This window comes from Pseudomonas sp. 3296 (genome assembly GCF_031456615.1).
Taxonomy (GTDB): Bacteria; Pseudomonadota; Gammaproteobacteria; order Pseudomonadales; family Pseudomonadaceae; genus Aquipseudomonas; species Aquipseudomonas mucoides.
This window is the reverse complement of record NZ_JAVDUY010000006.1, coordinates 512,385-533,933: the sequence shown is the minus strand read 5'-3', so window position 1 is coordinate 533,933 and position 21,549 is coordinate 512,385. Positions and strand designations below refer to the sequence as shown.

General features: G+C 60.9%; 23 protein-coding genes. 13 read left to right on the top strand and 10 right to left on the bottom strand.

From position 1 onward, the window contains the following. Positions 1–38: 38 nt before the first annotated feature. Positions 39–242, bottom strand: a complete 204-nt coding sequence (locus J2X66_RS19075) for a Flp family type IVb pilin (protein WP_310267093.1) — start codon at positions 240–242, stop codon at positions 39–41. Positions 243–567: 325 nt separating this feature from the next. Here J2X66_RS19075 and cpaB point away from each other — a divergent pair, with 325 nt between their 5' ends. The 9 genes from cpaB (at position 568) to J2X66_RS19030 (ending at position 8,692) form a co-directional block, all read left to right on the top strand. Further along, complete coding sequence (cpaB, locus tag J2X66_RS19070) at positions 568–1,512, top strand: Flp pilus assembly protein CpaB (RefSeq protein WP_310267092.1); 945 nt, start codon at positions 568–570, stop codon at positions 1,510–1,512. Positions 1,513–1,533: 21 nt separating this feature from the next. Next, positions 1,534–2,796 (top strand): type II and III secretion system protein family protein, encoded by a 1,263-nt coding sequence (locus J2X66_RS19065; protein WP_310267090.1) that lies wholly within the window; start codon positions 1,534–1,536, stop codon positions 2,794–2,796. Continuing rightward, positions 2,793–3,983, top strand: coding sequence for a pilus assembly protein (locus tag J2X66_RS19060; RefSeq protein ID WP_310267088.1), 1,191 nt, complete (start codon positions 2,793–2,795; stop codon positions 3,981–3,983). Before J2X66_RS19065 ends, J2X66_RS19060 begins: the two co-directional genes overlap by 4 nt. Then, on the top strand, positions 3,980–5,260 hold the full coding sequence (locus tag J2X66_RS19055) for a CpaF family protein (RefSeq protein WP_310267086.1): 1,281 nt from the start codon (positions 3,980–3,982) through the stop codon (positions 5,258–5,260). The genes J2X66_RS19060 and J2X66_RS19055 overlap by 4 nt, the downstream gene beginning before the upstream one ends. Before the next feature lie 9 nt (positions 5,261–5,269). Then, a complete protein-coding gene (locus J2X66_RS19050) occupies positions 5,270–6,154 on the top strand; it encodes a type II secretion system F family protein (RefSeq protein ID WP_310267084.1) in 885 nt (294 codons plus the stop codon). Continuing rightward, positions 6,151–7,041 (top strand): type II secretion system F family protein, encoded by an 891-nt coding sequence (locus tag J2X66_RS19045; RefSeq protein ID WP_310267083.1) that lies wholly within the window; start codon positions 6,151–6,153, stop codon positions 7,039–7,041. Before J2X66_RS19050 ends, J2X66_RS19045 begins: the two co-directional genes overlap by 4 nt. Before the next feature lie 10 nt (positions 7,042–7,051). Beyond that, complete coding sequence (locus J2X66_RS19040; RefSeq protein ID WP_310267081.1) at positions 7,052–7,765, top strand: hypothetical protein; 714 nt, start codon at positions 7,052–7,054, stop codon at positions 7,763–7,765. Between the two features lie 13 nt (positions 7,766–7,778). Then, the gene (locus tag J2X66_RS19035) at positions 7,779–8,051 is read left to right on the top strand and encodes a DUF3613 domain-containing protein (RefSeq protein ID WP_310267078.1); all 273 of its coding nucleotides are present in this window, start codon (positions 7,779–7,781) and stop codon (positions 8,049–8,051) included. 263 nt (positions 8,052–8,314) lie between these two features. After that, positions 8,315–8,692, top strand: coding sequence for a DUF6124 family protein (locus J2X66_RS19030; protein WP_310267076.1), 378 nt, complete (start codon positions 8,315–8,317; stop codon positions 8,690–8,692). 128 nt (positions 8,693–8,820) lie between these two features. On the opposite strand, the gene J2X66_RS19025 is transcribed toward J2X66_RS19030, so the two are convergent. Next, complete coding sequence (locus tag J2X66_RS19025; RefSeq protein ID WP_310267074.1) at positions 8,821–9,600, bottom strand: response regulator transcription factor; 780 nt, start codon at positions 9,598–9,600, stop codon at positions 8,821–8,823. 114 nt (positions 9,601–9,714) lie between these two features. After that, positions 9,715–10,185 (bottom strand): A24 family peptidase, encoded by a 471-nt coding sequence (locus J2X66_RS19020; protein ID WP_310267071.1) that lies wholly within the window; start codon positions 10,183–10,185, stop codon positions 9,715–9,717. A gap of 75 nt (positions 10,186–10,260) precedes the next feature. On the opposite strand from J2X66_RS19020, the gene J2X66_RS19015 reads away from it, so the two are divergent. Both J2X66_RS19015 and J2X66_RS19010 read left to right on the top strand, forming a co-directional pair. Next, positions 10,261–10,701, top strand: coding sequence for a pilus assembly protein (locus J2X66_RS19015; RefSeq protein ID WP_310267069.1), 441 nt, complete (start codon positions 10,261–10,263; stop codon positions 10,699–10,701). Next, positions 10,698–13,466, top strand: coding sequence for an ATP-binding protein (locus J2X66_RS19010; protein WP_310267067.1), 2,769 nt, complete (start codon positions 10,698–10,700; stop codon positions 13,464–13,466). Before J2X66_RS19015 ends, J2X66_RS19010 begins: the two co-directional genes overlap by 4 nt. Here the strand turns inward: J2X66_RS19010 and J2X66_RS19005 are convergent. The 5 genes from J2X66_RS19005 to J2X66_RS18985 all read right to left on the bottom strand — a co-directional run bounded on the left by J2X66_RS19005 (position 13,436) and on the right by J2X66_RS18985 (position 17,731). Beyond that, a complete protein-coding gene (locus J2X66_RS19005) occupies positions 13,436–15,277 on the bottom strand; it encodes a pilus assembly protein TadG-related protein (RefSeq protein WP_310267065.1) in 1,842 nt (613 codons plus the stop codon). The two genes, J2X66_RS19010 and J2X66_RS19005, sit on opposite strands and share 31 nt — an antisense overlap. A 156-nt stretch (positions 15,278–15,433) precedes the next feature. Next, positions 15,434–16,000 carry a DUF4136 domain-containing protein gene (locus tag J2X66_RS19000; protein WP_310267063.1) on the bottom strand — a complete coding sequence of 189 codons (567 nt, stop codon included), beginning with the start codon at positions 15,998–16,000 and terminating at the stop codon, positions 15,434–15,436. Positions 16,001–16,052: 52 nt separating this feature from the next. Continuing rightward, on the bottom strand, positions 16,053–16,667 hold the full coding sequence (locus tag J2X66_RS18995) for a DUF4136 domain-containing protein (protein ID WP_310267061.1): 615 nt from the start codon (positions 16,665–16,667) through the stop codon (positions 16,053–16,055). Between the two features lie 12 nt (positions 16,668–16,679). Next, complete coding sequence (locus tag J2X66_RS18990) at positions 16,680–17,429, bottom strand: methyltransferase domain-containing protein (RefSeq protein WP_310267059.1); 750 nt, start codon at positions 17,427–17,429, stop codon at positions 16,680–16,682. Then, positions 17,429–17,731 carry a MazG-like family protein gene (locus J2X66_RS18985; protein ID WP_007947666.1) on the bottom strand — a complete coding sequence of 101 codons (303 nt, stop codon included), beginning with the start codon at positions 17,729–17,731 and terminating at the stop codon, positions 17,429–17,431. The genes J2X66_RS18990 and J2X66_RS18985 overlap by 1 nt, the downstream gene beginning before the upstream one ends. Positions 17,732–17,886: 155 nt before the next feature. Between J2X66_RS18985 and J2X66_RS18980 the strand changes: the two genes are divergently transcribed. Both J2X66_RS18980 and J2X66_RS18975 read left to right on the top strand, forming a co-directional pair. After that, positions 17,887–18,180, top strand: coding sequence for a hypothetical protein (locus J2X66_RS18980; RefSeq protein WP_027921886.1), 294 nt, complete (start codon positions 17,887–17,889; stop codon positions 18,178–18,180). A gap of 113 nt (positions 18,181–18,293) precedes the next feature. Then, the gene (locus J2X66_RS18975; protein WP_310267056.1) at positions 18,294–19,634 is read left to right on the top strand and encodes an MATE family efflux transporter; all 1,341 of its coding nucleotides are present in this window, start codon (positions 18,294–18,296) and stop codon (positions 19,632–19,634) included. Here J2X66_RS18975 and J2X66_RS18970 read toward each other — a convergent pair. Beyond that, positions 19,624–20,448, bottom strand: coding sequence for a DUF4123 domain-containing protein (locus J2X66_RS18970; protein WP_310267054.1), 825 nt, complete (start codon positions 20,446–20,448; stop codon positions 19,624–19,626). The two genes, J2X66_RS18975 and J2X66_RS18970, sit on opposite strands and share 11 nt — an antisense overlap. After that, on the bottom strand, positions 20,445–21,521 hold the full coding sequence (locus tag J2X66_RS18965; protein WP_310267052.1) for a contractile injection system protein, VgrG/Pvc8 family: 1,077 nt from the start codon (positions 21,519–21,521) through the stop codon (positions 20,445–20,447). Before J2X66_RS18965 ends, J2X66_RS18970 begins: the two co-directional genes overlap by 4 nt. Positions 21,522–21,549 lie beyond the last annotated feature (28 nt).

The window sequence follows — 21,549 nt, the reverse complement described above, 5'->3', positions numbered from 1 at the left end:
CGTTAGAACCACTCAGACTAGTTGGCAAACAGCAATGATCAAGTAGGCAGCACAGCTTTGATACTCGCGGTAAGTGAAGCAAAAGCGTCTTTAATGGAGCCCATGAAAATGCCCACAGCCACTGCCGCAAGACCTGCAATGATGGCGTACTCAATACCCGAAGCCCCTTCTGTGTCTTTGGCCAGTTTGTAATAGAAAACGATCTCGCTCTTGACGTGCTGAACAGCGCTTTTAAAGGACATGACGACTTCTCCTCAAGACTGCAGGTGTTGCACGACTGCAACATGATTCCCCTGTGCCAGCATCAGCATTGTCGGCATTCCCCATCCCAACAACTGTAAGAACGTATTAATACTTAAGTAGTACCCCAACCGTTTTCGGCAAAAAACGGGGTTTGGCGGATCAGTCACCCACTTTCGTCGGTTTTTTTCCTGCCAGTAATGGCGTTTTGCTCTAGCTGCACTACCTTCAAATAGCGAAATAGTTCCTTGTATGTAAATGCTTTTTGGGGAATCTATCTCGTTCGAGACGGTACGGATCATCGGCAGCTGGAAAGGGAGAGCCCTCATGAACAGCCGTGTCACCCTGGGATTGGCCGGATTGTTTCTGGTGGGTGCCATCATTGCCGGTTACTGGGGACTTGCGCTGAGTCGTCAACCCGCTCCCGAGCCTGCCGCGCAACCTGTCGTTAATACAGCACCAACCGCTCCAGCCCCGATACCAGTGGACGATCCCACGCGTCAACCGGTGGTGGTCCTGCTGCACGACATAGCCCCCTTCGTTCAAATCACCGCAGCCGACGTCACCCTCGAAAAACTGCGTACCGCCCCGGCCGGCAGTTTGACCACGCTTGATCAAGCGATAGGCCGCACGCCGTGGCACGCCCTCACCGCCGGCACCTGGCTCAACGATCAAAGCTTCGAAGCGGGCAGCTCGCTGGCACGGATGATCCGCCCGAATGAACGCGCGTTCGCAGTGGCAGTAGATGAAGTGACCAATGCCGGCGGACAACTGAGCCCTGGGGATTATGTCGACGTGATGCTGTTTCTGCGCGTCGACACCAACAACACTCAACAATCAGCCCAGGTGGTGGTCCCGGCGTTGCGCGTCCTCGGGGTCGGCGAACAGCTGGGGCTGACCAACGACGGCCGCCCCGCCAACCCGGCGCGCAGCCCTGAAGAACAACTCAAGCAGGACCAACTGCGGGCCAACGCCCGCTCGGTGTTGCTCGCCGTTCCCGAACCGTTGCTGAGTCGCCTGACGCTCGCGGCCCAGGCCGGTACGTTGCGCCTGGCCGTGCGCAGCGCCGAAGAAAAACGCCTGGCGCATTACTGGGCTGGCGAAAGCGCTTCGCCGGCCAATCTCGCCAGCGCCAATCGCGACCTCGTGCAATTCAGTCAACTGGCCCTCGTCGGCACCCCAAAACCCCTCACCCTCGGAGCCAGTTCGGCGCCGCAGAAAAAAGGCGTGGAAGTCATTCGCGGCAATCAACTCACTCAACAAACTCCCTGAATTGAGCAAGGACGCATCTAAATGCGCAGAAGTACCATGTTCATGTTTCAAGGTCTGCTCTGGAGCTCGTTGCTGGGCGGTCTGCCAGTCACGGCGACCTTTGCCGCTGCCGGCAACTGTGCCGCGCTCGGCCAATTGCCGGCGACCCTGGAAGTCGGCGAAGGCTTGCAACAGGAAGTGCAATCCCCCGTGGCGATTACCCGGCTGGCCGTGGGGGACCCGAAAATCGCCGACGTGCGAGTCAACGGTAACCAGGCCTTCCTGCTCACCGGCATGGCGCCCGGCGCCACCAGCCTGATGGTCTGGACCGCCTGCGCCAGCGCCCCGCGTCAAAGCATGGTGTTCGTGAAGGGTCGGGCCACGGCGGCGATGACCGGCAGTTTGTCACTGCCGTCTCAAGACCCTCTGCTGCCGTCGCAAGTGCAGACCGACATTCGCTTCGTCGAGGTCAGCCGGACCAAACTGAAAGAGGCCAGCACCTCGATCTACGGCAAAAACTCGAACTTCCTCTTTGGCTCCCCCGGCACCGTGCCAAATACCGCCGTGACCCCGCGAGTGCTGCCATTGCGCAACCTCGATCCACGAATCGCGGTGCCGAGCATTCCGCTGGCCAATGACATGTACAACATCGTCGCCGGTGGCGGCAACTTCCTGGCGATCATCAACGCCCTGGAAGGCAGCGGCTTCGCTTACACCCTGGCGCGGCCCAGCCTGGTGGCGATCAGCGGGCAGAGTGCGAGTTTCCTCGCGGGCGGCGAAATCCCGATCCCGGTGCCGAGTGCCAACAGCAACAGCTACTCCATCGAGTACAAGGAATTCGGGGTCCGCCTGACGCTCACGCCGACCGTGGTCAGCACCGATCGCATCGCCCTCAAAGTGGCGCCAGAGGTCAGCGAGCTGGATTTCGCCAACGCCGTCACCATCGGTGGCACCACGGTCCCGGCGTTCACCATTCGGCGCACCGACACCAGCATCTCCCTGGCCGATGGCGAGAGTTTTGTCATCAGCGGCTTGATCAGCACGCAAAACACCTCCCAGGTCGACAAGTTCCCGGGACTGGGGGATGTCCCGATCCTCGGCGCCTTTTTCCGCAGTTCATCGATCAGACGCGAAGAGCGTGAACTGCTGATGATCGTCACGCCGCACCTGGTTCAACCGCTGGCCGTCAATGCACCACTGCCATCGTTGCCCGGTGAACAACTGCGCAACTACGACCCCGGTTTCTATCGCATGTTCTTCCTCGAAGACGGCAACTTCGATAAACGCAGCGGGTTATCGCAATGAGCCAGAACCTGAGCCAGACCTTCCTCGCGATCACGCGTAACGACACTGACCTTGAGTGGCTGCAAAGCGCCCTCGCCCCATTGGGCCAGGTGGTCAGCGCTGGCGGCGGCAGCCTTGATGAACTGTTGGCACTCGTCGACGTCACCTTCGCCAGCCTGGTGTTCGTCGGGCTGGATCGCGAGCACGTGGTGGCGCAAAGCGCATTGATCGAAGGCGCACTGGAAGCCAAGCCGATGCTGGCGGTCGTGGCCCTGGGCGATGGCATGGACAATCAGCTTGTGCTGAATGCGATGCGCGCCGGCGCCCGGGATTTCGTCGCCTATGGCTCGCGCTCCAGTGAAGTCTCGGGGCTGGTGCGCCGGCTCGGTAAACGCCTGCCAACGGTGGCGCCGAGCACCCAGCTTGGTGGCTTGACCGTACTCTACGGTGCGCAAACCAATGCCGACGGTGCGCTGCTCGCCAACCACATGGCGCAAGTGGTGCAGAAAAGCGGACAACAAACCTTGTTGCTGGACCTGGGATTGCCGCGCGGCGACAGCCTGGCGTTGCTCGGGCTGGAAAGCTCGTTTCATTTCGGTGATGCCCTGCGGCATTTGCGGCGCCTTGACGCCACGCTGATTGACAGCGCGTTCACCAGCAATGAGGCGGGGCTGCGAATCCTCGCCTACGCCAGTCACGACGAACCACTGGAGCGCACCAGCGCCGCCGAGTTGTACATGCTGCTCAGCGCCCTGCGCCAACACTTCCAGCACATCGTGGTGAACCTCACCGGCCAGCCGGACAGCGAAGCACTGCGCACCTTTGTCAGCCATTGCGACAAGCTGCTGTGGTACACCGATCAGAACGTGCTCGACTGCCGGCGCAACCTCGCGGTGCTCAACCTGTGGCGCGAAAAAGGCATGAAGCTCGATCACGCCCGGTTACTGATTGACCGCTACCTGCGCAATGTCGCACCCGATGCCGACACCCTGGGCAAAAGCTTTGGCATGGAAGTCTTCGCGATTCTGGCCTTCAGCCCGGAAGTGCGCCTGAACGCGAAAAACCAGGGCGTGAGCCTCTTCGAACTGGCCCCGCGTGAAGGCCTGACCCAAAGCCTGCGCACCCTCGGCGAAAGCCTGGCCAAACGCTCCGAAGGCCTGTCCAAACCCAAGACCGGCTGGCTCAACCGACTGAGGGGTGCGCAATGAGCACGGAAAAACTCTTCGGTGCCCCGGCGCGCACGCTGTCCGGCAACACCGACCACGAAGGCCTGAAACTGGTGTTGCACCGTTACATCATCGACGCCATTGAAGAGTCCGGAAAAAACTTGCTGGAAGGCTCGCGGCCGGCGCTGTCGCAATTCGTCATCGACAAGGTTGCCGAATACATCGCCCGGCTGCACCTGGCGATTTCCCGTTATGAGATGGAGCGCCTGGCCGAAGAACTGGTCGACGAACTCACCGGTTTCGGCCCGCTGGAAGTGCTGCTGCGCGACCCGTCCGTGACCGAAATCCTGGTCAACGGACCGCACAGGGTGTTCATCGAACGCGACGGTGTGCTGCATCAAAGTGACTTGCGTTTCATCGACTCGCACCACGTCGAACGCGTCATGCAACGTATCCTCGCCCCCCTCGGTCGACGGCTCGATGAGTCCTCGCCAATGGTCGATGCGCGCCTGCCCGATGGCAGTCGGGTCAACGCGATCATTCCGCCGATTGCCCTCGACGGGCCGTGTCTGTCAATTCGGAAATTTCGCAAGGACATGCTCAAAAGCAGCGACCTGATGGCGATGCAAACCATCGATCAGGCGATCTACGACTTCATTCAGGAAGCCGTGGGCAAGCGCTGCAATATCCTGATCAGTGGTGGGACAGGCACCGGCAAAACCACGTTGCTGAACATCCTCAGCCAGTTGATCAACCCGCAAGAACGCCTCGTCACCATCGAAGACGTCGCCGAACTGCAACTGGGCCACCCGCACGTCGTGCGCCTCGAAACCCGGCCGCCGAACGCCGAGGGCCATGGCGAAGTGAAGTCCAGCGACCTGATCCGCAACGCCCTGCGGATGCGCCCGGACCGGATCATCCTCGGCGAAATTCGCGGCGTCGAAGTGCTCGACGTCCTCACCGCCATGAACACCGGCCACGACGGATCAATGAGCACCGTGCACGCCAACAATGCCCAGGATGCGCTGTTGCGCCTTGAGACACTGGTCGGGCTGACCGGCCGTACCATCGCCGAAAAGACCTTGCGTCAAATGATTTGTGCCGCGCTGGACGTGGTGATCCAGCTCACTCGTATGCCCGACGGTCGCCGCTGTGTCAGTGAGGTGGTGGAAGTGGTCGGGGTGCGCGAAGACGTGTACGTCACCAATACATTGTTCAGGCTCGACCGGCGCACCGGATTCGGTTTTATGCGCGAGGCGGTCAACCCCGCCGGCGACAAACTGCGCCGCGAGACGGCGCTTGTTTCCTCACCGCACTGAGGCCACGGCATGCTCAAACCGGCACTGCTGATTCTCGTCTGCCTGATCCTGTTCGGGCTGTCGATCCGCATGTTGCTCCGCGGGTTGCGCCAGACCGGGACCGAACGCGTGCTCGGTCGTCTGACCCAAGGGCAACCGCAAATCGTCGTCGAAAAAACTACCTGGGCCGGACCGGAAAGGGCGTTTCTGCGCGCCGGTCTCGGGCGTCCCTCCGAACGTTTGGGGCGCTGGCTGTTGCTGTGGGCCCTCGGTATTTTGCTGGGTTTTGTCGTTGGGGGCTGGATCGGTGCACTGGTGTTTGTACTGGTGCCGCCGTTGCTCCTGCGGCTGTATGTCAGCTGGCGTTATCAACGTCGACTCAAGCGCATGATCGAGCAACTTCCGCCGTTGCTTGATCACACCGTGCGCAGCTTGAAATCCGGGCGCACCCTGGCCGATGCCCTGCTCGGCGCCATCGAGGCTGCCGAGGATCCTCTGAAAAATGCGATGGGCCGGGTCCAGCGCAACGTGCAACTGGGCGTCAGCCTGCCCGACGCCGCATCGGACTTCGCCGAGTTGTATGAGAGAGATGAACTGCGTTTGCTTGCCCTGGGTTTGAAGGTCAATCACCGCTACGGCGGCAATGCCAGCGAACTGCTGGAGAACCTGATCAAGATGATCCGTGAGCGCGAGCAGGCCGCCCGCCAGCTCAGCGCCATGACCGGCGAAACCCGAGTGACCGCGTGGGTGCTGGGCATTTTGCCGATATCGATGGCCGGCTATTTTCTGGTCGCCAACCCCACCTACTTCCTCGCGATGTGGCACGACAGATCGGGACAAATCATGCTGGCGACAGCGTTCGGCCTGCAGGTGGTGGGCAGCCTGGCGCTCTGGCGCATGTTGCGCAGCGTATGAAAATGCCTTTGTTGATCTGCGCGCTGTTGTTTTCAGGGGCCGCGCTGTTGCTGTTCAGCAGCCTGCTGGAGCAGCGGCGGCGGGCGCGCCAGGTCGCCCAGCGGCTGGACGGAAAGCCGCTTGAACAGGGTCAGATGGGGCGCTGGCTGCAGGTGTTGGGCGATAGCCGGATTGGTCAGCGCTCGGTCAATCTGGACAACGAAACCCAGACACTGCTCAACCGCCTGGGTTGGCGCGGCGCCCGCCGGCGCTCGCTGTTCGCCGCCTTTCAGGTGGGCGTGCCGGTGCTGGTACTGGCTTTGAGTCTGGTGTTTCAGGGGCTGTTTTACCCCAGCGTGGAAAACCACTGGATCGCCCCGCTGTTTGCCACGGCCATCGGCTATTTGCTGCCTAAACGTTTACTCGCCGCCGCTTCGCAGCGTCGACAAAAACAGTTGGCACTGGAAATTTCCACCTTCATCCCGCTGCTGCGCATCATGTTCGAATCGGGCATGGCAGTGGAGCAATCGTTGCGTGTCCTGAGCACCGAAGGAAAAAAACTCATGCCCGCGCTGACCCATGAATTGCAGCTGGTGTTGGCCCGTGTTGATTCCGGTCTGGAACTGGGCGAAGAACTGCACAAGATCAGTCGTTTGCTGGCGGTCGATGAATTCACCGACACCTGCGTGATCCTTGAACAGCTGATCCATCAGGGCGGCGGCGCGATGAAATCCCTGCTCACGCTCAAGCAGTTATTCGATGACCGGCGCCTGACGCGCCTGCAGGAATACATCTCCAAGATGTCCGCCAAAATGTCCGTCGTGATGATGCTGTTTCTCTTCCCGGCGTTATTGATCGTGCTGGCCGGCCCGGGCTTCACCGCCTTGGCCCACGCCATTGGTTCGTAGAGGGATCCTGATGAAAGCAATGATTGCCGGTTTGAGTTTGCTGTTATTGGGCGGTTGCGCCACCGACGGCCAGGCACCGTGGAACCACCTGACCAGCAGCGCCAGTTGCAGCAAATTGGGTTCCGAAGAACAGCTGAAATTGAACCTGGCCGACGACATGGCCAACGACGGCAAACTGCACGCCAGCCTCGCCAACCTGCAAAGCCTGCCGGACAACGTAGCCGACGTACGCCTGCGCCGCGCCAAGGTCTACCGCCTGCTGGGTCGCAGCGAAGCCGAGCCGTTATACCGCAGCCTGCTCGGCACCTGCATGGCCGCCGAAGCCGAACACGGCCTGGGCCAACTCGCCGCGGCCAAGGGCGATAACGGCCTGGCCCAGGCCCACCTGCTGCGTGCCGCGCGGCTAGCGCCCACCGACGACAAAATCCGCAACGACCTCGGCGTGGTGTACCTCAATCAACTGCGCGTCGACGATGCGCGCTTCGAATTCCTCACGGCCATGGAACTCAAGCAAGGCGATCAACTGGCCGCATTGAACATGGTGACGCTGCTGATCTACCAGGACGACTGGAGCCGCGCCGCCGAACTCGTCAGCCGCCTGGGCCTGAGCCCCGCCCAGGTCACCGAAGCCCAGGAACGCGCACAAAAACTCAAGACCCCGGGCAGGACAGGCCCGATTCCTGCGAACCAGGTCGCCGTCGTCACGACGCCGAGCCTCCAATAGGGAGTCCTTTGCGATGAAACCAATCGTCCTCAGCTGCCTCGGCCTGCTGGCCCTGCCCCTCGCCGCCCATGCACTCGAGGGCCCATCCTCGCCACAACAAGCGGAAACCGAAGGCTGGCTGCAACTGCAAAGCAGTAACAAGGCCGCTTCGCAGAAACCACAGACCTCGACAGCGACTGAACGGGAACTGAGCATGCAGCGCTGGTTGAAGAGTTATGAGCATGAGATCCCGCAGTTTTTTGATCAGGATCAGGGGGGGACGGTGAGCAGTGGGTCGGGGGGGTAGGTTTTGGTTTTTTTGTGTCTGGTTTGTTGCCTTCGCGAGCAGGTCGAATCGTCGCACCGTCGCTCCCACATTTCGAGTGAGATCCGTCTGAAAATTTACGCTGGTCCTACAGCCTGGACGGTTTTTGAGGCGAATTCCGACAGGTTGTGTCGGTTGTTGTGTCGGAAGCCATGGGGATAGGCTTTGGGGGTCGCTGCAAATTCAGCGACTGGGCGTCGCGGCCTGAATTAGCTTACTTGGTGCATAATCCTTGGAGCTTCACCATGATCAAAGAAACACCAAATACCCCGGAAACCGACGACGTTTCCCCCTACGAATCCATCGATTCCAAAAAATTCCACGACGCCGCCGAACGCGCGCTGAATCACCACCTCAATCCCGCAGCGCTGAAATCACCGCCCACCCGCAACCCCAGCACCATGTTCCTCCTCGCACCGGGCCTCAAGGACGAAGACCTGCTGGCCCACACCTGTGAAACCCTGGCCCAGGCCAGCGTAATGGCCGGCGATTTTGCCGCCTACCTGGAAGGCCCGCACCGCAACACCGCCATGGCCATCCAGCAAATCGTCATGCTCGCCGAACTGGCGGCGAACCGGATGATGGACAACCTCGTACTGCCCAAACCCGCGCCACATCGCTAATCCCCAGCAACCCCCAATCCCCTGTGGGACCGAGCTTGCTCGCGATAGCTGCCTGACATTCACATTAATGTTGAATGTAAATCCGTCATCGCGAGCAGGCTCACTCCTACAGGTTAAACCTGTGTGCATCAGTGAGCCGTAACCCGCTGGCGCATCCCAGAAGTGTTGGGCGACAACGCCAACGCCAACTGCGTCCGGTTATGCATATGCGTCAAACGCAACACCTGCGACACATACAGTTTCACCGTGTTCTCGGTAATCCCAAGCTCACAGGCAATCTGATAATTGGTCTGCCCCTTGCCCACCAACCGCGCCACATCCAGCTGTCGTGGCGACAACTGATTGAAAATCGTCGGCATCTCCACCCGATCCACATCACTGACACCAGCGTCGCCAACATCCGCCTGAGGCACACGTCGAACCTTATCCAGATCCTGATACAAATCATCGATCGACTCGGACAGATACTGCAGCTTCTGATTCAAATGCCCCAACTGCAGATTTTTATGCCGCTCCTGCAACGCCACTTCCTGACGCTGAACCCCTTCCAGCAACTCACCCAGATCGACCGGCTTCTGATAGTAATCAGCAAACCCGGCCCGCAACGCCTTGATCACATCCTGCTTGTCCGCACGTCCCGTCAGCATGATGGCTTCAAACGCCCGATGCTTGCCAGACAGCCGCTGCAACGCCTGAACCAACTCAATCCCGTCCAGGCCCGGCATCTGCAAATCGCACAGCACCAGGCCAACATCCAGATCCTCCTCAAAGCGCTCGATCGCCTGCTGGCCGGACTCACACGCAATACAGCCATAGCCCTTGCTCTCGAGGAATTCGCACAGCTCCTCCACGATCAAAGGCTGATCATCGACCACCAGGATTTTTACCGCAGACGTCAACTTATTCACGCGCCACTCCCTGCTCAGGCCAACACTGACCGCTCCTGCACTGACAGACCCAGGCTGTACAACCAGTGCTTTGAAAGTAGACGCACTTTCTGACTCTGTACATAGAACGGGCGACTAGTGAATCCAGGCGAACGTGAATAACAAACCCACCAACACAAAGGGTGCAAATGGCTGTTTTCTTGACACTCCCGGCTCCATGTATCGAAGACGAGTCCTAAGCCCTTGACCCAAATAAAGCCAGACTCTTGGCGCCACCAACAGCCATAAAATGCTGGCCAGTGCGGCGCCGATAAAGCTGCCCAGCAGGTGCATACCGTCCGTCGCGAGACCCAAGGCGCCCATCAGTTTTACATCGCCCGCGCCCATGCGGCGCAACGCATAACCGGGCAAAGTGAAGGCCAGCGCCAGCAACAACGCCCAACCTCCCTGAGCGGCCTCGGCGCCCAGCCAAGTGGTGTCGGTCCATAGCAACCAGGTCAGCGCCAACGCGCCTGCGCCGAGGGTCAGACCGTTGGCGATGTGCTTTTCCCGGGCATCCTGTGCCGCGCAGCACGTCAGCCAGATCAACAAAACAAAGCTTTGCATTCGGTAAAAAACATCCGTTATTGCTGAATGATTCTATGCTGATATCACGCTGTGACAGTCAGGGTAGACGCACTCATGAAATCAAGCCTCCCCCGCAAGCAAAAAGGCGCCGTTGCGATTGAGTTCGCCTTGGTGTTCGTGCTCTTTTTCGCCGTGCTCTATGGGATTGTGAGTTACAGCTTGCCGCTGTTGCTAATGCAATCGTTCAACCAGTCGACCGCCGAAGCGGTGCGCCGTAGCGTGGCGGTGGACCCGAGCGCGCCCGGTTACGCGGCCACGGTGCAAGCCACCGCGGCGGCCGAACTGACCCGGCAGTTGGCCTGGATTCCTGCCGCACTGAACTTCAATGTCGCCACCGACACCACCATCACCTTTGTCGGCGGGGTGCTGAAGGTGCAAATCAGTTACCCAACCAGCAAGCTCAACCGTGTGATGCCGTTTCTGGTACTGCCGGGAGTCGGCTCGGTGCCCGATCTGCCGGCGACGCTCAGCGCCAGTTCGAGTCTGCAATTTTGAGTTCCGGGGACAAACTGTTCGGCCGTCTGCTGAACCGCCCACCGCCACAGCCTGTGGCCATGCCCGACACCCTGTGCGTGCAGAGTGTCGGCTTGCAGTTGTACCTGGATGCCGAAGGCCGGGTGATTCATCAGACGGGACCGCTGCGTCATATGCTGGCCCAACAGATTCCTGCCGCGCAGTCCCCGCTGCTGGTGGATTACCTCATGCCCCACAGCGGCCTCGCGGTCGAAGGTGTGCCCGCCGACTGGCATGGACAGACCCTGGACCTGGACTTCTACACCCTCAACGGACAACCGTTGCACCTGCGCGGCTGGGTCCAGCCCGCGGACAAGAACTGGTTGTTGCAGTTACTCGACATCGGCGACGTCTTGCTCGAGCGCCGGCAATCGCGCAGCCGCGAACAGAACCAGTTACTCACGGCGAAGATCAGCGAACAGCTGCGCCTGTGCAGCCTGGTGCGTCTGCCCGATGTTTTGCTGGATCAGCTTCAGATGCTGGCGCAACGTTTTCATATCCCGTGCGTCGCGGTGGCGTTGCTCGATGAACAGGCTCAGGGCTGGCAAATTCATCAGCAATACACCGCCCTCGATGCGCCGAAGCTCTGGCAAAACGCTCAGCGCCTGGGCACCGGGCTCGACAGTTTGAACGGTTCGGTCGCCCAACACCTGACGCCCGCCACGCACCCGCGCCTGCAAGACATCTTTGGGCATGCCGACGGCTTCGCGGTGCCCTATTACGATGCTCACGGTGTGGTCGCCTGGTTGCTCTGCGGTGTCTATTCGGCGCAGCAACGTGCCCCGGACCTCAACGACAGTGACTGGCTGCAGCTCGGCGCCGCACTCGTCAGCCCGTTGCTGGAGCGCTTGCGCGAGCATCGACATCAACTGCAACTGGAACGGCTGGAGTCGCTGCAAGGATTGCTGGGCACCGGTTGGTGGGAAGTGTTCAGCGACAGCGCCGAGGTGCAATTGGCGCCGTCGCTCGCCAGCGTGCTGAACCTGACGAGCACACAATTACCGCTGAACGAATGGCTCGATAGCGTTCATCCCGCCGACCGCGAAGAACTGCGCAGTCGCCTGGAGGATTTGCAGGACGCCGGCACCCCGTTGTTGCTGTGCGTGCGCCTGCATCGAGCCGATGCAACACAAGCGCCGATCTGGTATCGCCTGCAAGGTCAGGCCTTGGGCGCCGGCAAACAACGGCGTCTGCTCGGTTTCATGCTCGACATCAGCGACATCAAAAATCAGCAACAGAACGCCGCCACCGCCCATGCTCGGCTGGACAATCTGATCGCCAGCTCACCCGCGGTGATTTACGTGCAGCGTTACGTCGAAGGCGCGTTGCAACCGACGTTTTTCAGCAACAGCCTGCTACCACTGCTAGGGCTGGCCCTCGAAGATTGCAGCGCCGGGGCGTTGATCGAACGCATTCACCCGCAGGACCGCGATCAGTATTTCGAGCGCACCCGGCAGTTGTTGCGCGAAGGTTCGGTGCGCGCCCGTTACCGACTGCGCGACCATCGCGGTGATTACCACTGGCTGCTCGACGAGGCAAAACTGTTGCGCGATGACCTTGGTCTGCCAGTGGAAGCCGTCGGCTTGTGGCTGGACGTCACCGAAGCGACCCTCGCCGCCGAACAGGTGAAGCAGAGTGAGGAGCGCTATCGGATTCTGGTGGAAGACTCCCCTGCGATGATTTGCCGCTATCGCCCGGACCTGACACTGACCTTCGGCAATCGGCCGTTGGCGACCTATCTGGAATGCCAGCCCGAACAATTGCCCGGGGTGAATCTGGGCCAATGGATGTCGAACGAACAACGCGAAGCGTTCGTGCAACGGCTCAGTCAACTGAGCCCGGAATTCCCGGTGAGTACCGCCGAAATCAATCTGCAACTGCCTGGCCGGGAGCACGCGTGGTGGGTCTGGTCGGATCGAGGGGTGTTCGATGAGCAAGGGCACCTGCTGGAGATTCAGGCCGTCGGGCGCGATAACACCGAAGTCCGACGCTCGCAGCAGCAACTCACCCAGAGCGCCAAAATGGCCACCCTCGGCGAAATGGCCACCGGCCTGGCCCACGAAATCAATCAGCCGCTGAACGTGATGCGCATGGCCATCGTCAATGTGCTCAAGCGTTTGAGCACGGGCGAGGTGCAGATCGACTACCTCACCGACAAGCTCAACCGCATCGACTCCCAGGTCCAGCGCGCCGCACGGGTGGTGGATCACATGCGGGTGTTTGGCCGCCGCTCGGAGATCGAACAACATCCGTTCAACCCTGCGCAGGCGATCGAAGGCACGCTGTCGCTGCTGGGCGAAGGCATGCGCGGCAAAGGCGTCGAACTACGCGTCAGCGAAACCGGTGTTGACGTGCAAGTGCGCGGCTACGTCGATCAGCTGGAGCAGGTGTTGATCAACCTGATGGTCAACGCCCGGGACGCGCTGCTGAGCAAACGTGAGGCCGACCGCGAGTTCAAGCCGTGGATTTCGGTGTACGCCGAACGGGACAAACTGTCGGTGCGGTTGTGGGTCGAGGACAATGGCGGCGGCATCGATCCGCGGTTGATGGAGAAAATTTTCGAACCGTTCTTCACCACCAAACCGGTCGGCATCGGCACGGGGTTGGGGTTGTCGGTGAGCTACGGCATCGTCGAGAACATGGGCGGACGCCTGAGCGTGCGCAACTCGGCTGAGGGCGCACGGTTTTGCATCGAGCTGCCGGTTGCCCTCGATGATCAGATCACCAGCGATGCCCGGCCGGAGTGACAGCTGAGGTTGGCGCCGACCTGAATTTTCCCGACCTCGATCCCGAGGGTTTTCAGGACGGTGTTGAGCAGGTTGTCGAGCAGCGGGCTGAGGATTGAGTTCAATGTCGTCGTCAGCAGCGAAAACACACTGGTGAGCAGTGAGTTCAGCAAGTCGAATACAACCTGCAACAGGAAACCTGGACTGAATGACGGCGTGTGGATAATCAATGGTAAGGGATTGATCGCCTGCGACAAGCCGGAGATCGCATTGGTGGCGGTCAAGGTGTAAGGCGGATTGGAGGGGGCCAGCCCAACTTTCGGTGGGTTGATGAACGTGGTTGATGCACTGGTCGGCACGACGGGGCTGTCGATCCTGACTTCAGCGCCACCGCCGGAAAAGGGTACGCCGGCATGCCGAATATCGAGCAAGGTGAAGGGCGTGACGCTCAGAGGCCCGGCCGAAGAGGCCCAATTGGAGTTGACGCGCCCGACCCGCAATTCAGCCACGGTCGTGGTGGTGAAAGCGGTCAGGCTTTTACTGGTCTCGCTGGCGCAGGTGTAGTCGGTGACGTAACTGCTGCCCCCGCCCGCCTCCAGGCTCACGTCCAGATTGGGATTGGGCAATACATACAAATCGAGCCCCAGCAACCCGGTGACCACGGACAAAGTGCTCGTCACCACGCCGAGCAGATTGGTGACCAACGATAAATCCAGGCTCACCAATACCCGGACCTGCGCGGTGCGCACATAGATTCGATTGGCTCCCAAAGGCGCCAGTTTTGCCAACGCAGGGTTACCCACTACCGACAACTGCGGCGGCTCGATCACTTTGATATTGGCCGTGGCCCCGAGCCCCAACCCCAGCAGATTCACCGGAAGCGTGCCGGTCAGCGCACTCTTGCTGTTGCCCAGCTCGATAAACGCCTGGACCAGTTGAAAGGCGTTCACGTTGGCGTTCAGGCCGGATGCAGTGCTGCCCGTCTGCAACTGCAAGATGTCACCCAAATGCACTTTGAGCGGGTTGACGACGGTGCTGGCCAGCCCATCCAGACCAGTCTGTACGTCCGCCGTCGCGCCATTGGCCTGGGCTACCGTCGCGGCGGCTCGGAGCAATTGGCCCACGGTGGCGTCGGCACCGAGAAGTTGTGCGTAGTCACCGGCGGTGACGTGCAGGTCAATGGCGAGCTGGTCCATGTATTTGAGCAGGTTGATATTGGCGGCGACCAAACCGTTCCAACTCGCGAGGGTCAGATTGATCGGTGCACCGCTCAAACCAGACAACATACCGTTCAACAAATTAACGTCCGCCAGTGTGCTTTGAATACTCAGTTGGGCAACCGGCGGCCCTGCAACACCCGCTACGGCTTTGGCAGTCAGGTTAATGGTTGAGTTGGCGGGCGCACCGCCGAACATTGCGCTGAGTCCGCCAGCCAGACTCTGCGGCACCACATGGCTGGCGATGACCTGAATCGCCTCGCTTTTGCTCGCGTCAGCCGCGAACACCCGAATATTGCCGGCGTTCACGTTCACCACGCCGCAGGCAACGGCCAAGGCACGGCCGACGCTGGGGATGGCGAAACCATTGCGCTGAGCGCTGGCAGTAGCGTAGGTGACGGCAGTTGTGCCGGCCAAACAGTCACCGCCCCGTGTGGCGGCTTCCAGCGCGGCCATGTCGGCGACACGTTGCAGGTTGCGTTTTTCCAGGTAGAGCCGGCCGGTATCGACCACTACCAGCAAGAACACCAGCGCCAGCGCCAAGGTCAGCGCCGCCATCAAACCAATCGCTCCCCGTTGCCGGGCCGGTCCACGAAACTGCAAGCGGGGAGACATCGCGCACTCCTTTGCCGGTGCACAGCCGGGGGCTTTCTCCATTGGTGAGAGCAGTGTAGACAAGGATTGGCCAGACTGCTGGCAACTCGCCAGCAAACTCACAACAAATCAAAATGGGGGAGCGAGCCTGCTCGCTCCCACAGGGGTGAGGGGGTGTCAGTGAGTCAGCTTGGGGGGGTAGTTGGCCAGGATGCGCGTCACGGTTTCGTGGATCGCGTTGCTGCGATCCTCCGGGTTCGGCGAGCCGCTGAGCAGTTGTTCGTCGCTGCCGCGCCACACCAGTTTGCCGTCTTTGCCGTCGAGCAGGTCGATCTGGATGGTCGCCACTTTGTAACTGACGTTACGGGTTTCGTTGTACATCGGCGCGCCCCAGTAACCGTTCCAGGGGTTGCCATAACCGCCGCCATAGCTGGTGGTGACTTGTTGCTGGCGCTGTTCGACGATCAGGTAGGTTTGCACGTTCAAATCGCCCCGAGTGCCGGCAGCGGCCGGACGCAAGCCTCGCTGATCGAGCTGATCACCGACCGACTCGCGGATGCGCTGCTCGGTCAGGTCACTCTTGATTCGTGGGTCATCGGGGCGGTATTGCAGGGCGGGTTCTTTCCAGCTCCAGCTGCGGTAGGCGGCAAAGTCGCGGCTGGCGTCAAAGTCATGATTCACCTGGTTGGCGGCGCAGGCACTGAGCAGCGCGGCCACGGCCAGTACAACAAGACGGCGGAACATGATCTTTCTCCGATTGAGGCATAACCTGCGCAACGCTTCTTAACGACAGAAGCTAACTGGGAGGATACGCCGACATTGCCTTTTCTACAGCGTTTCGCAGGGCGTCGGCTTGCTCGCTCTGGCTGCCGCTTTGGCCGGTTTCGGCGCTACCGCTCCACACGGGCTGACCGGTACCGGCGTCGTAAAAGTCCACCTGCACCACCAGGACTTGCTCCTGATAGGTGCGCACGATCGGCACGCTGCCGTACATGCCGTAACCGTTGCCATAGTGGTTGTAACCGCCATAACCAGCGCCGTAATAACCGTAGTCGTCCTGCTGCTGGCGCCAGCGGGTTTCCACGTGCAGATTGGCACTGACAAACAGGTCGGCCGGACGGTTATCGTGCAGCGGACGCAGGCCGCGCTGATCGAGGGCATTGCTGACCATTTCGGCCACCTGCGCCGAGTCTGCCCAAGTGGTACCCGGCGGCAGATGACCGTCGAGCCATGCCCAGCTGCGATAACGCCCATAGTCATGAGGCGGCGCCGGGTAGGCGCTGCGATCGAACACCTTGGCCGCGCCGGGTGGCGCCGGCGGAATCGGGTTGGACGAGGCCACGTACGGGTTGCCGCCCTGACAGGCCGCCAGCCCGAGACAGATCACCAGTAACCCTGAACGACTTTTCATTTCGAGCTCCGATCAGACCGGCCGACAGATCCAGTGCAAATAGCGCCCGAGCCCGGCAAAGCTCGGGTGACGACGGTGGGCCAGCTCCATTTCGAGCAGGTCCACCAGCTCGGCACGGGCCTGGAATTCCACGGGCATATAGTCGTGAAAAACCCGCACGCCACTCTGGGTTTCGACCTGCCACAAGCCCTCAAGTTGCGCCGCCAATTCACGCGGGTCGAGCGGTTGTTGCGGGGTCAGGCTCTGCTTTTCGCCCGCCATGTCGTTCTTGCGCATCTTGCGAAAGTGACCCTTGAGCAGGTTGCGGTAAATCAACGCATCGCGGTTGTAGAAGGCCAGGGACAACCAGCCGTCTTTTTTCGTCAATTGATGCAATACCGGCAAAATCGCGTGAGGTTCGGCCAGCCATTCCAGCACGGCATGGCACAGGACCAGGTCGTAGGGTTCGGTGAGCTGACCGAGCAGTTCCTGCCACGGTGCCTGGATGAAGGTCGCGCTCTGCCCCGCCTCGGCGAAACGTTGGCGGGCGCCTTCGAGCATCGGTTCGGCGGGCTCGGCCAGCGTGACGTCATGACCACGCTGGGCCAGCCACAACGACATGTGGCCCAGGCCTGCGCCGATGTCGAGCACACGCAGCGGCCGGTCCGGCAGGGATTCGGCCAGGTCGGCCTGCAACACCGCCAGGCGGATCGCGCCTTTGGCCCCGCCGTAGATTTTTTCGGCGAAGCGTGTCGCCAGTTGATCGAAATGACGATCGCTCATCAGCTGAACCTCTTTTCGCTGTCCGCGAGTTTGCTGCGCACGACTTCATTCATGTCCAGCCCCAACTCGCTGCACAGCAGCAATAAATAGAGCACGATGTCGCCGACTTCCTGCCCGGCGTGGGCGAGCTTGTCGGCCGGCAATTGACGCGACTGGTCTTCGGTCAGCCACTGGAAAATCTCCACCAGCTCGGACATTTCCACGCTGGCGGCCATGGCCAGGTTTTTCGGGCTGTGAAATTGCCGCCAGTCGTTGCGGTCACGGATGGCATGCAGGCGTTCGGTCAGTTCAACAAGGTTCATCGGGCTCTCCTGAAGGCGTATAGCTTCGGGGGGATGGCCGGGGATGGCAAGGGCGCTTTTCCCACAGGTGCAGTGCAACCCTCTATGCTTGTGGGGAACTCGCCACTGCGATCAATGGCCCAAGGCTCAACCACTTACATCAGGACGTTAACGACATGCAGGTAGAAGGTTTTTTCGAATGGCTCGGCCAGGCGCTCGGTTCGGTCATCCGCTTTATCGTTGACGCCCTCAGCGGCTTGTTCAACTTGTTGAGCCACGCCGGCAGCAACTTTGTCGATGGGTTGTCCCGGACACTGGGGATGGACACTTCGATCATCAACATCATTGCGCTGATCCTGGGGTTGATGCTGTTGTGGTCGGCGATTCGGGCGTTCATGAATGCGTCGGTCATCATGGGGATTATCTGGTTGCTGCTGGGGCTGTGGCTGCTGAGCTGGATCATCCACTGATACCCAAAAATCCCTGTAGGCGCGAGCCTGCTCGCGATTGATCGTTCCACGCAGAGCGTGAGAACGATCACCTCCAACTATCGCTACAATGCCGGCTTCGCCAAGGAGCCTGCATGTCCAACCTGATTGCCGACTGGCGTGACCGCCCGACCCATCGCCGGGTCTGGGCGCTGGCTGCGCCGATGATTCTGTCGAACATTTCCGTACCGCTGGTGGCGCTGGTCGACAGTACGGTCATCGGCCACCTGCCCCACGCCCATCAGTTGGGCGCCGTCGCCGTCGGGGCCAGTTTGTATACCTTCCTGGCCTGGGCCATGGGTTTTCTGCGCATGGGTTCCACCGGTTTCGCGGCGCAGGCTGCCGGCCGCGGAGATGGCGCGGCGTTGCGGCAGATTTTGCTGCAAGGCTTGTTATTGGCCATGGGCCTGGCGATTGTCCTGGGTGCTGCGGGTGTTCCCTTGAGCGGCGTCGCGCTGCACTTCATGCAACCCTCGGCAGAGCTGGATCAACTGACCCGCGAGTTTTTCCACACGCGGCTGTTCGGACTGCCGGCAGCGCTGGCCAGTTATGCACTGGTCGGCTGGTTCCTCGGCACCCAGAACGCCCGGGCGCCGCTGGCGATTCTGCTGAGTACCAACCTGGTGAACATCGCGCTGAACCTGTGGTTCGTCCTCGGGCTTGAATGGGGCGTGGTCGGTGCCGCCCGCGCCTCGGTGATTGCCGAATGGACCGGCGCACTGATCGGTTTGCTGATGACGCGCAAAGCCCTGCGCGCCTACCCCGGTCATATCGTCTGGGCCGCGTTGGCCCTGTGGCAGAGTTGGCGGCCATTGCTGGCGGTCAATCGCGACATCTTCATCCGCAGCCTGGCGCTGCAATCGGTGTTTTTCCTGATCACCGTGCAAGGCGCGCGACTTGGCGATGCCACCGTTGCCGCCAACGCACTGCTGCTGAACGGCTTGCTGCTGACGGCCCACGCACTGGACGGTCTGGCACATGCCGTGGAAGCCCTGTGCGGGCACGCCATCGGCGCCCGTGATCGAGAGGCGTTGCGGCGTTCTCTGGTGGTCGCCTGCGGCTGGTCATTGCTGGCAAGCCTGGGCTTTGCCGTGCTGTTTGCGTTCGCCGGGCATGTGTTTATCGAGATGCAGACAAACATCCAGAGCGTGCGCGACACCGCCTTCATCTACCTGCCCTACCTCGCCGGGCTGCCACTGATTGCGGTGTGGAGTTACCTGCTCGACGGGCTGTTCATCGGCGCCACTCGCGCCCGGGAAATGCGCAACGGCATGCTGTTGACCGTGGTCCTGCTGCTGCCTTTCGCCTGGGCGCTGCAAGGCTTGGGCAACCATGGACTGTGGATCACCTTTCTGCTGTTCATGGTGTTGCGCAGCCTGACCCTCGGCGCGCTTGCCTGGTACTTGCGCAAGAACGACGGCTGGTTCACTGGATGATGGGGTCAGGGCCCTCTCTGGGTTGAGCGTTCTGCCACAGGGTGCGCAGGCTATCGAGACGCGCCTGCTGGGTGGCGCCCGACAAAGGCAGTTCAAGCTTTGCGCCGGGGTGTTGCAAACGTAGCCACAACCAGCCATCGAGCACCGCTCGCTCGCTGAAGCCCAGCGCCAGCCCTTCCCTCAGATGGAACCATAGACGGGTGTAATCGCGACCGGTGGATTGGCTCCAGCGCCAGGCATGCTGCTCCAGCAGGCAGGTTTGCAAAGCGTCGCGCTGACGCGCACTGAGGTCTTCCTCAATTCCTAGCGGTTTGACGACAAGCCCCGGATTGAACAACTGCTGCCAGCCCTGACAACCGATGGCCCGATCAGCCCAGGTTCCACCGAACCAGCGTATCTGCCGGATCGGACCGAGCCAGCGACTCAGTTCCGGGGCATCGCAGGCATCGAAAAAGTAACTGGCCGTGTGGGCATTGTAGAAACTCAGCAAGGCGCGGTGATGCAGGCCAACAGTGACGGTGAGCATGCGGCGTAAATGCTCGAGCAACTGTGACGCAGACGCCTGACTGACCAGCCACAACCCGCTCCACAGGTGGGGTTCGCGCAGACAACGCTCGGCCAGCGCCGGGCATCCCTTGAGGTCGACCAGCACGGGCCCGTGATCCCGTAACGACTGCCATTCGGTGTCGTCAAACAGCCCGTACTGGCGGACGTGAGCAAAGGGTTGCCGCAGCGTTGCTCCGGCCCCGGGTACGCCCGGCGCATCGAGCAAGAGCCATTGTGAAGTTGGATCGGGAGCCTGGGCGGCAATCATGGTGCACCGCTCTGGCCAAGCTGTGTCGCCGCCCGGCAAGCGCAAAGGACTTGTGTGCAATGTACGAAACTGCCCCCGCCGGGTAGCAGACACAGCAACACCAACGGTTCACTGGACTGTAACAGGCGCAACAATCCATCAACCGACCCATTGTTATCCGCCACCACAGCGGGCTGCGCATCGGCCAAGCCTGGCGCCTGGACGACTGGCGGGCCGCGAAGAAATCCGGTGATGAGCGGTTGATCGGGATCGCCTTCGATAAAGCTCACCAGCACCTCCAGACCTTCTCTCATAGGCAGGGTGTGGGCGCCGCTCAATTCAGGCGCTATCGACAACCAACAGTGGCTGGGGGCAGCGCCTTCGCCCTGATAGAGCCAGTCAAATTGCACCGCGACAGGTCTGGTCACATCGGGTTGAGGCTCATCGACTTCGACCACCCAAGCCCTTTGCAGGCTGTGCATTCGGGGGCCAATGGCCAAATTCATCGGCACAAAAGGCAACTCTGCGCCGTCCTGAACATGCCCGTCACCCAAGACCAGACAATGACCACGCCTGCGGTGTTCGAAGTGGTAATGCAGGCGTTCCTGCGCGCATAGCCGCTGGAAAAATTGCAGGTCGGATTCCTGAAACTGCGTGCAGAAATCCCGAGGCGGGTAATCGCCGGTCAACTCGAAACGCCAATCCTTGCCGGCAATACCATGTTCCTTGAGCACCTGGGCGAGGATCTCCGGGACCGAACGGCTGCTGAAAATACGCTGGCTGAACCGCTGGGCCAGGCAGGCCAGTTTCGGCCTCAGGCGTACGCGACAGCGCCTGGGTGTGGCGCCCTGTCCGGCCTGGACAAGTTCATGCAACTGTCCGTGAAAACCGTTTCCCGGTGGACCGACATGCAAAAAGGCCGGCCGGTACAACAGGCTTGCCAGGTCCAGTGCCGGATCGTCAATCAGCAGCTCCATGTTGAACTCAAAAGGTTCGCTGATCGCGTCACTGCCGCTAAAGGCCAAGACCGCAAAGGGATCAGGCAGACCCTCTACATCCAGACGAAATGACGGCTCGTTGGCTGGATCGAACATCGGCGATTCTCTACAGGAGGGGCGGCTG

Coding starts and splice junctions, on each gene's coding strand:
- J2X66_RS19075 (WP_310267093.1), bottom strand. CDS start 242: ATGTCCTTTAAAAGCGCTGTTCAGCACGTCAAGAGCGAGATCGTTTTC.
- cpaB (WP_310267092.1), top strand. CDS start 568: ATGAACAGCCGTGTCACCCTGGGATTGGCCGGATTGTTTCTGGTGGGT.
- J2X66_RS19065 (WP_310267090.1), top strand. CDS start 1,534: ATGCGCAGAAGTACCATGTTCATGTTTCAAGGTCTGCTCTGGAGCTCG.
- J2X66_RS19060 (WP_310267088.1), top strand. CDS start 2,793: ATGAGCCAGAACCTGAGCCAGACCTTCCTCGCGATCACGCGTAACGAC.
- J2X66_RS19055 (WP_310267086.1), top strand. CDS start 3,980: ATGAGCACGGAAAAACTCTTCGGTGCCCCGGCGCGCACGCTGTCCGGC.
- J2X66_RS19050 (WP_310267084.1), top strand. CDS start 5,270: ATGCTCAAACCGGCACTGCTGATTCTCGTCTGCCTGATCCTGTTCGGG.
- J2X66_RS19045 (WP_310267083.1), top strand. CDS start 6,151: ATGAAAATGCCTTTGTTGATCTGCGCGCTGTTGTTTTCAGGGGCCGCG.
- J2X66_RS19040 (WP_310267081.1), top strand. CDS start 7,052: ATGAAAGCAATGATTGCCGGTTTGAGTTTGCTGTTATTGGGCGGTTGC.
- J2X66_RS19035 (WP_310267078.1), top strand. CDS start 7,779: ATGAAACCAATCGTCCTCAGCTGCCTCGGCCTGCTGGCCCTGCCCCTC.
- J2X66_RS19030 (WP_310267076.1), top strand. CDS start 8,315: ATGATCAAAGAAACACCAAATACCCCGGAAACCGACGACGTTTCCCCC.
- J2X66_RS19020 (WP_310267071.1), bottom strand. CDS start 10,185: ATGCAAAGCTTTGTTTTGTTGATCTGGCTGACGTGCTGCGCGGCACAG.
- J2X66_RS19015 (WP_310267069.1), top strand. CDS start 10,261: ATGAAATCAAGCCTCCCCCGCAAGCAAAAAGGCGCCGTTGCGATTGAG.
- J2X66_RS19005 (WP_310267065.1), bottom strand. CDS start 15,277: ATGTCTCCCCGCTTGCAGTTTCGTGGACCGGCCCGGCAACGGGGAGCG.
- J2X66_RS19000 (WP_310267063.1), bottom strand. CDS start 16,000: ATGTTCCGCCGTCTTGTTGTACTGGCCGTGGCCGCGCTGCTCAGTGCC.
- J2X66_RS18995 (WP_310267061.1), bottom strand. CDS start 16,667: ATGAAAAGTCGTTCAGGGTTACTGGTGATCTGTCTCGGGCTGGCGGCC.
- J2X66_RS18990 (WP_310267059.1), bottom strand. CDS start 17,429: ATGAGCGATCGTCATTTCGATCAACTGGCGACACGCTTCGCCGAAAAA.
- J2X66_RS18985 (WP_007947666.1), bottom strand. CDS start 17,731: ATGAACCTTGTTGAACTGACCGAACGCCTGCATGCCATCCGTGACCGC.
- J2X66_RS18980 (WP_027921886.1), top strand. CDS start 17,887: ATGCAGGTAGAAGGTTTTTTCGAATGGCTCGGCCAGGCGCTCGGTTCG.
- J2X66_RS18975 (WP_310267056.1), top strand. CDS start 18,294: ATGTCCAACCTGATTGCCGACTGGCGTGACCGCCCGACCCATCGCCGG.
- J2X66_RS18970 (WP_310267054.1), bottom strand. CDS start 20,448: ATGATTGCCGCCCAGGCTCCCGATCCAACTTCACAATGGCTCTTGCTC.
- J2X66_RS18965 (WP_310267052.1), bottom strand. CDS start 21,521: ATGTTCGATCCAGCCAACGAGCCGTCATTTCGTCTGGATGTAGAGGGT.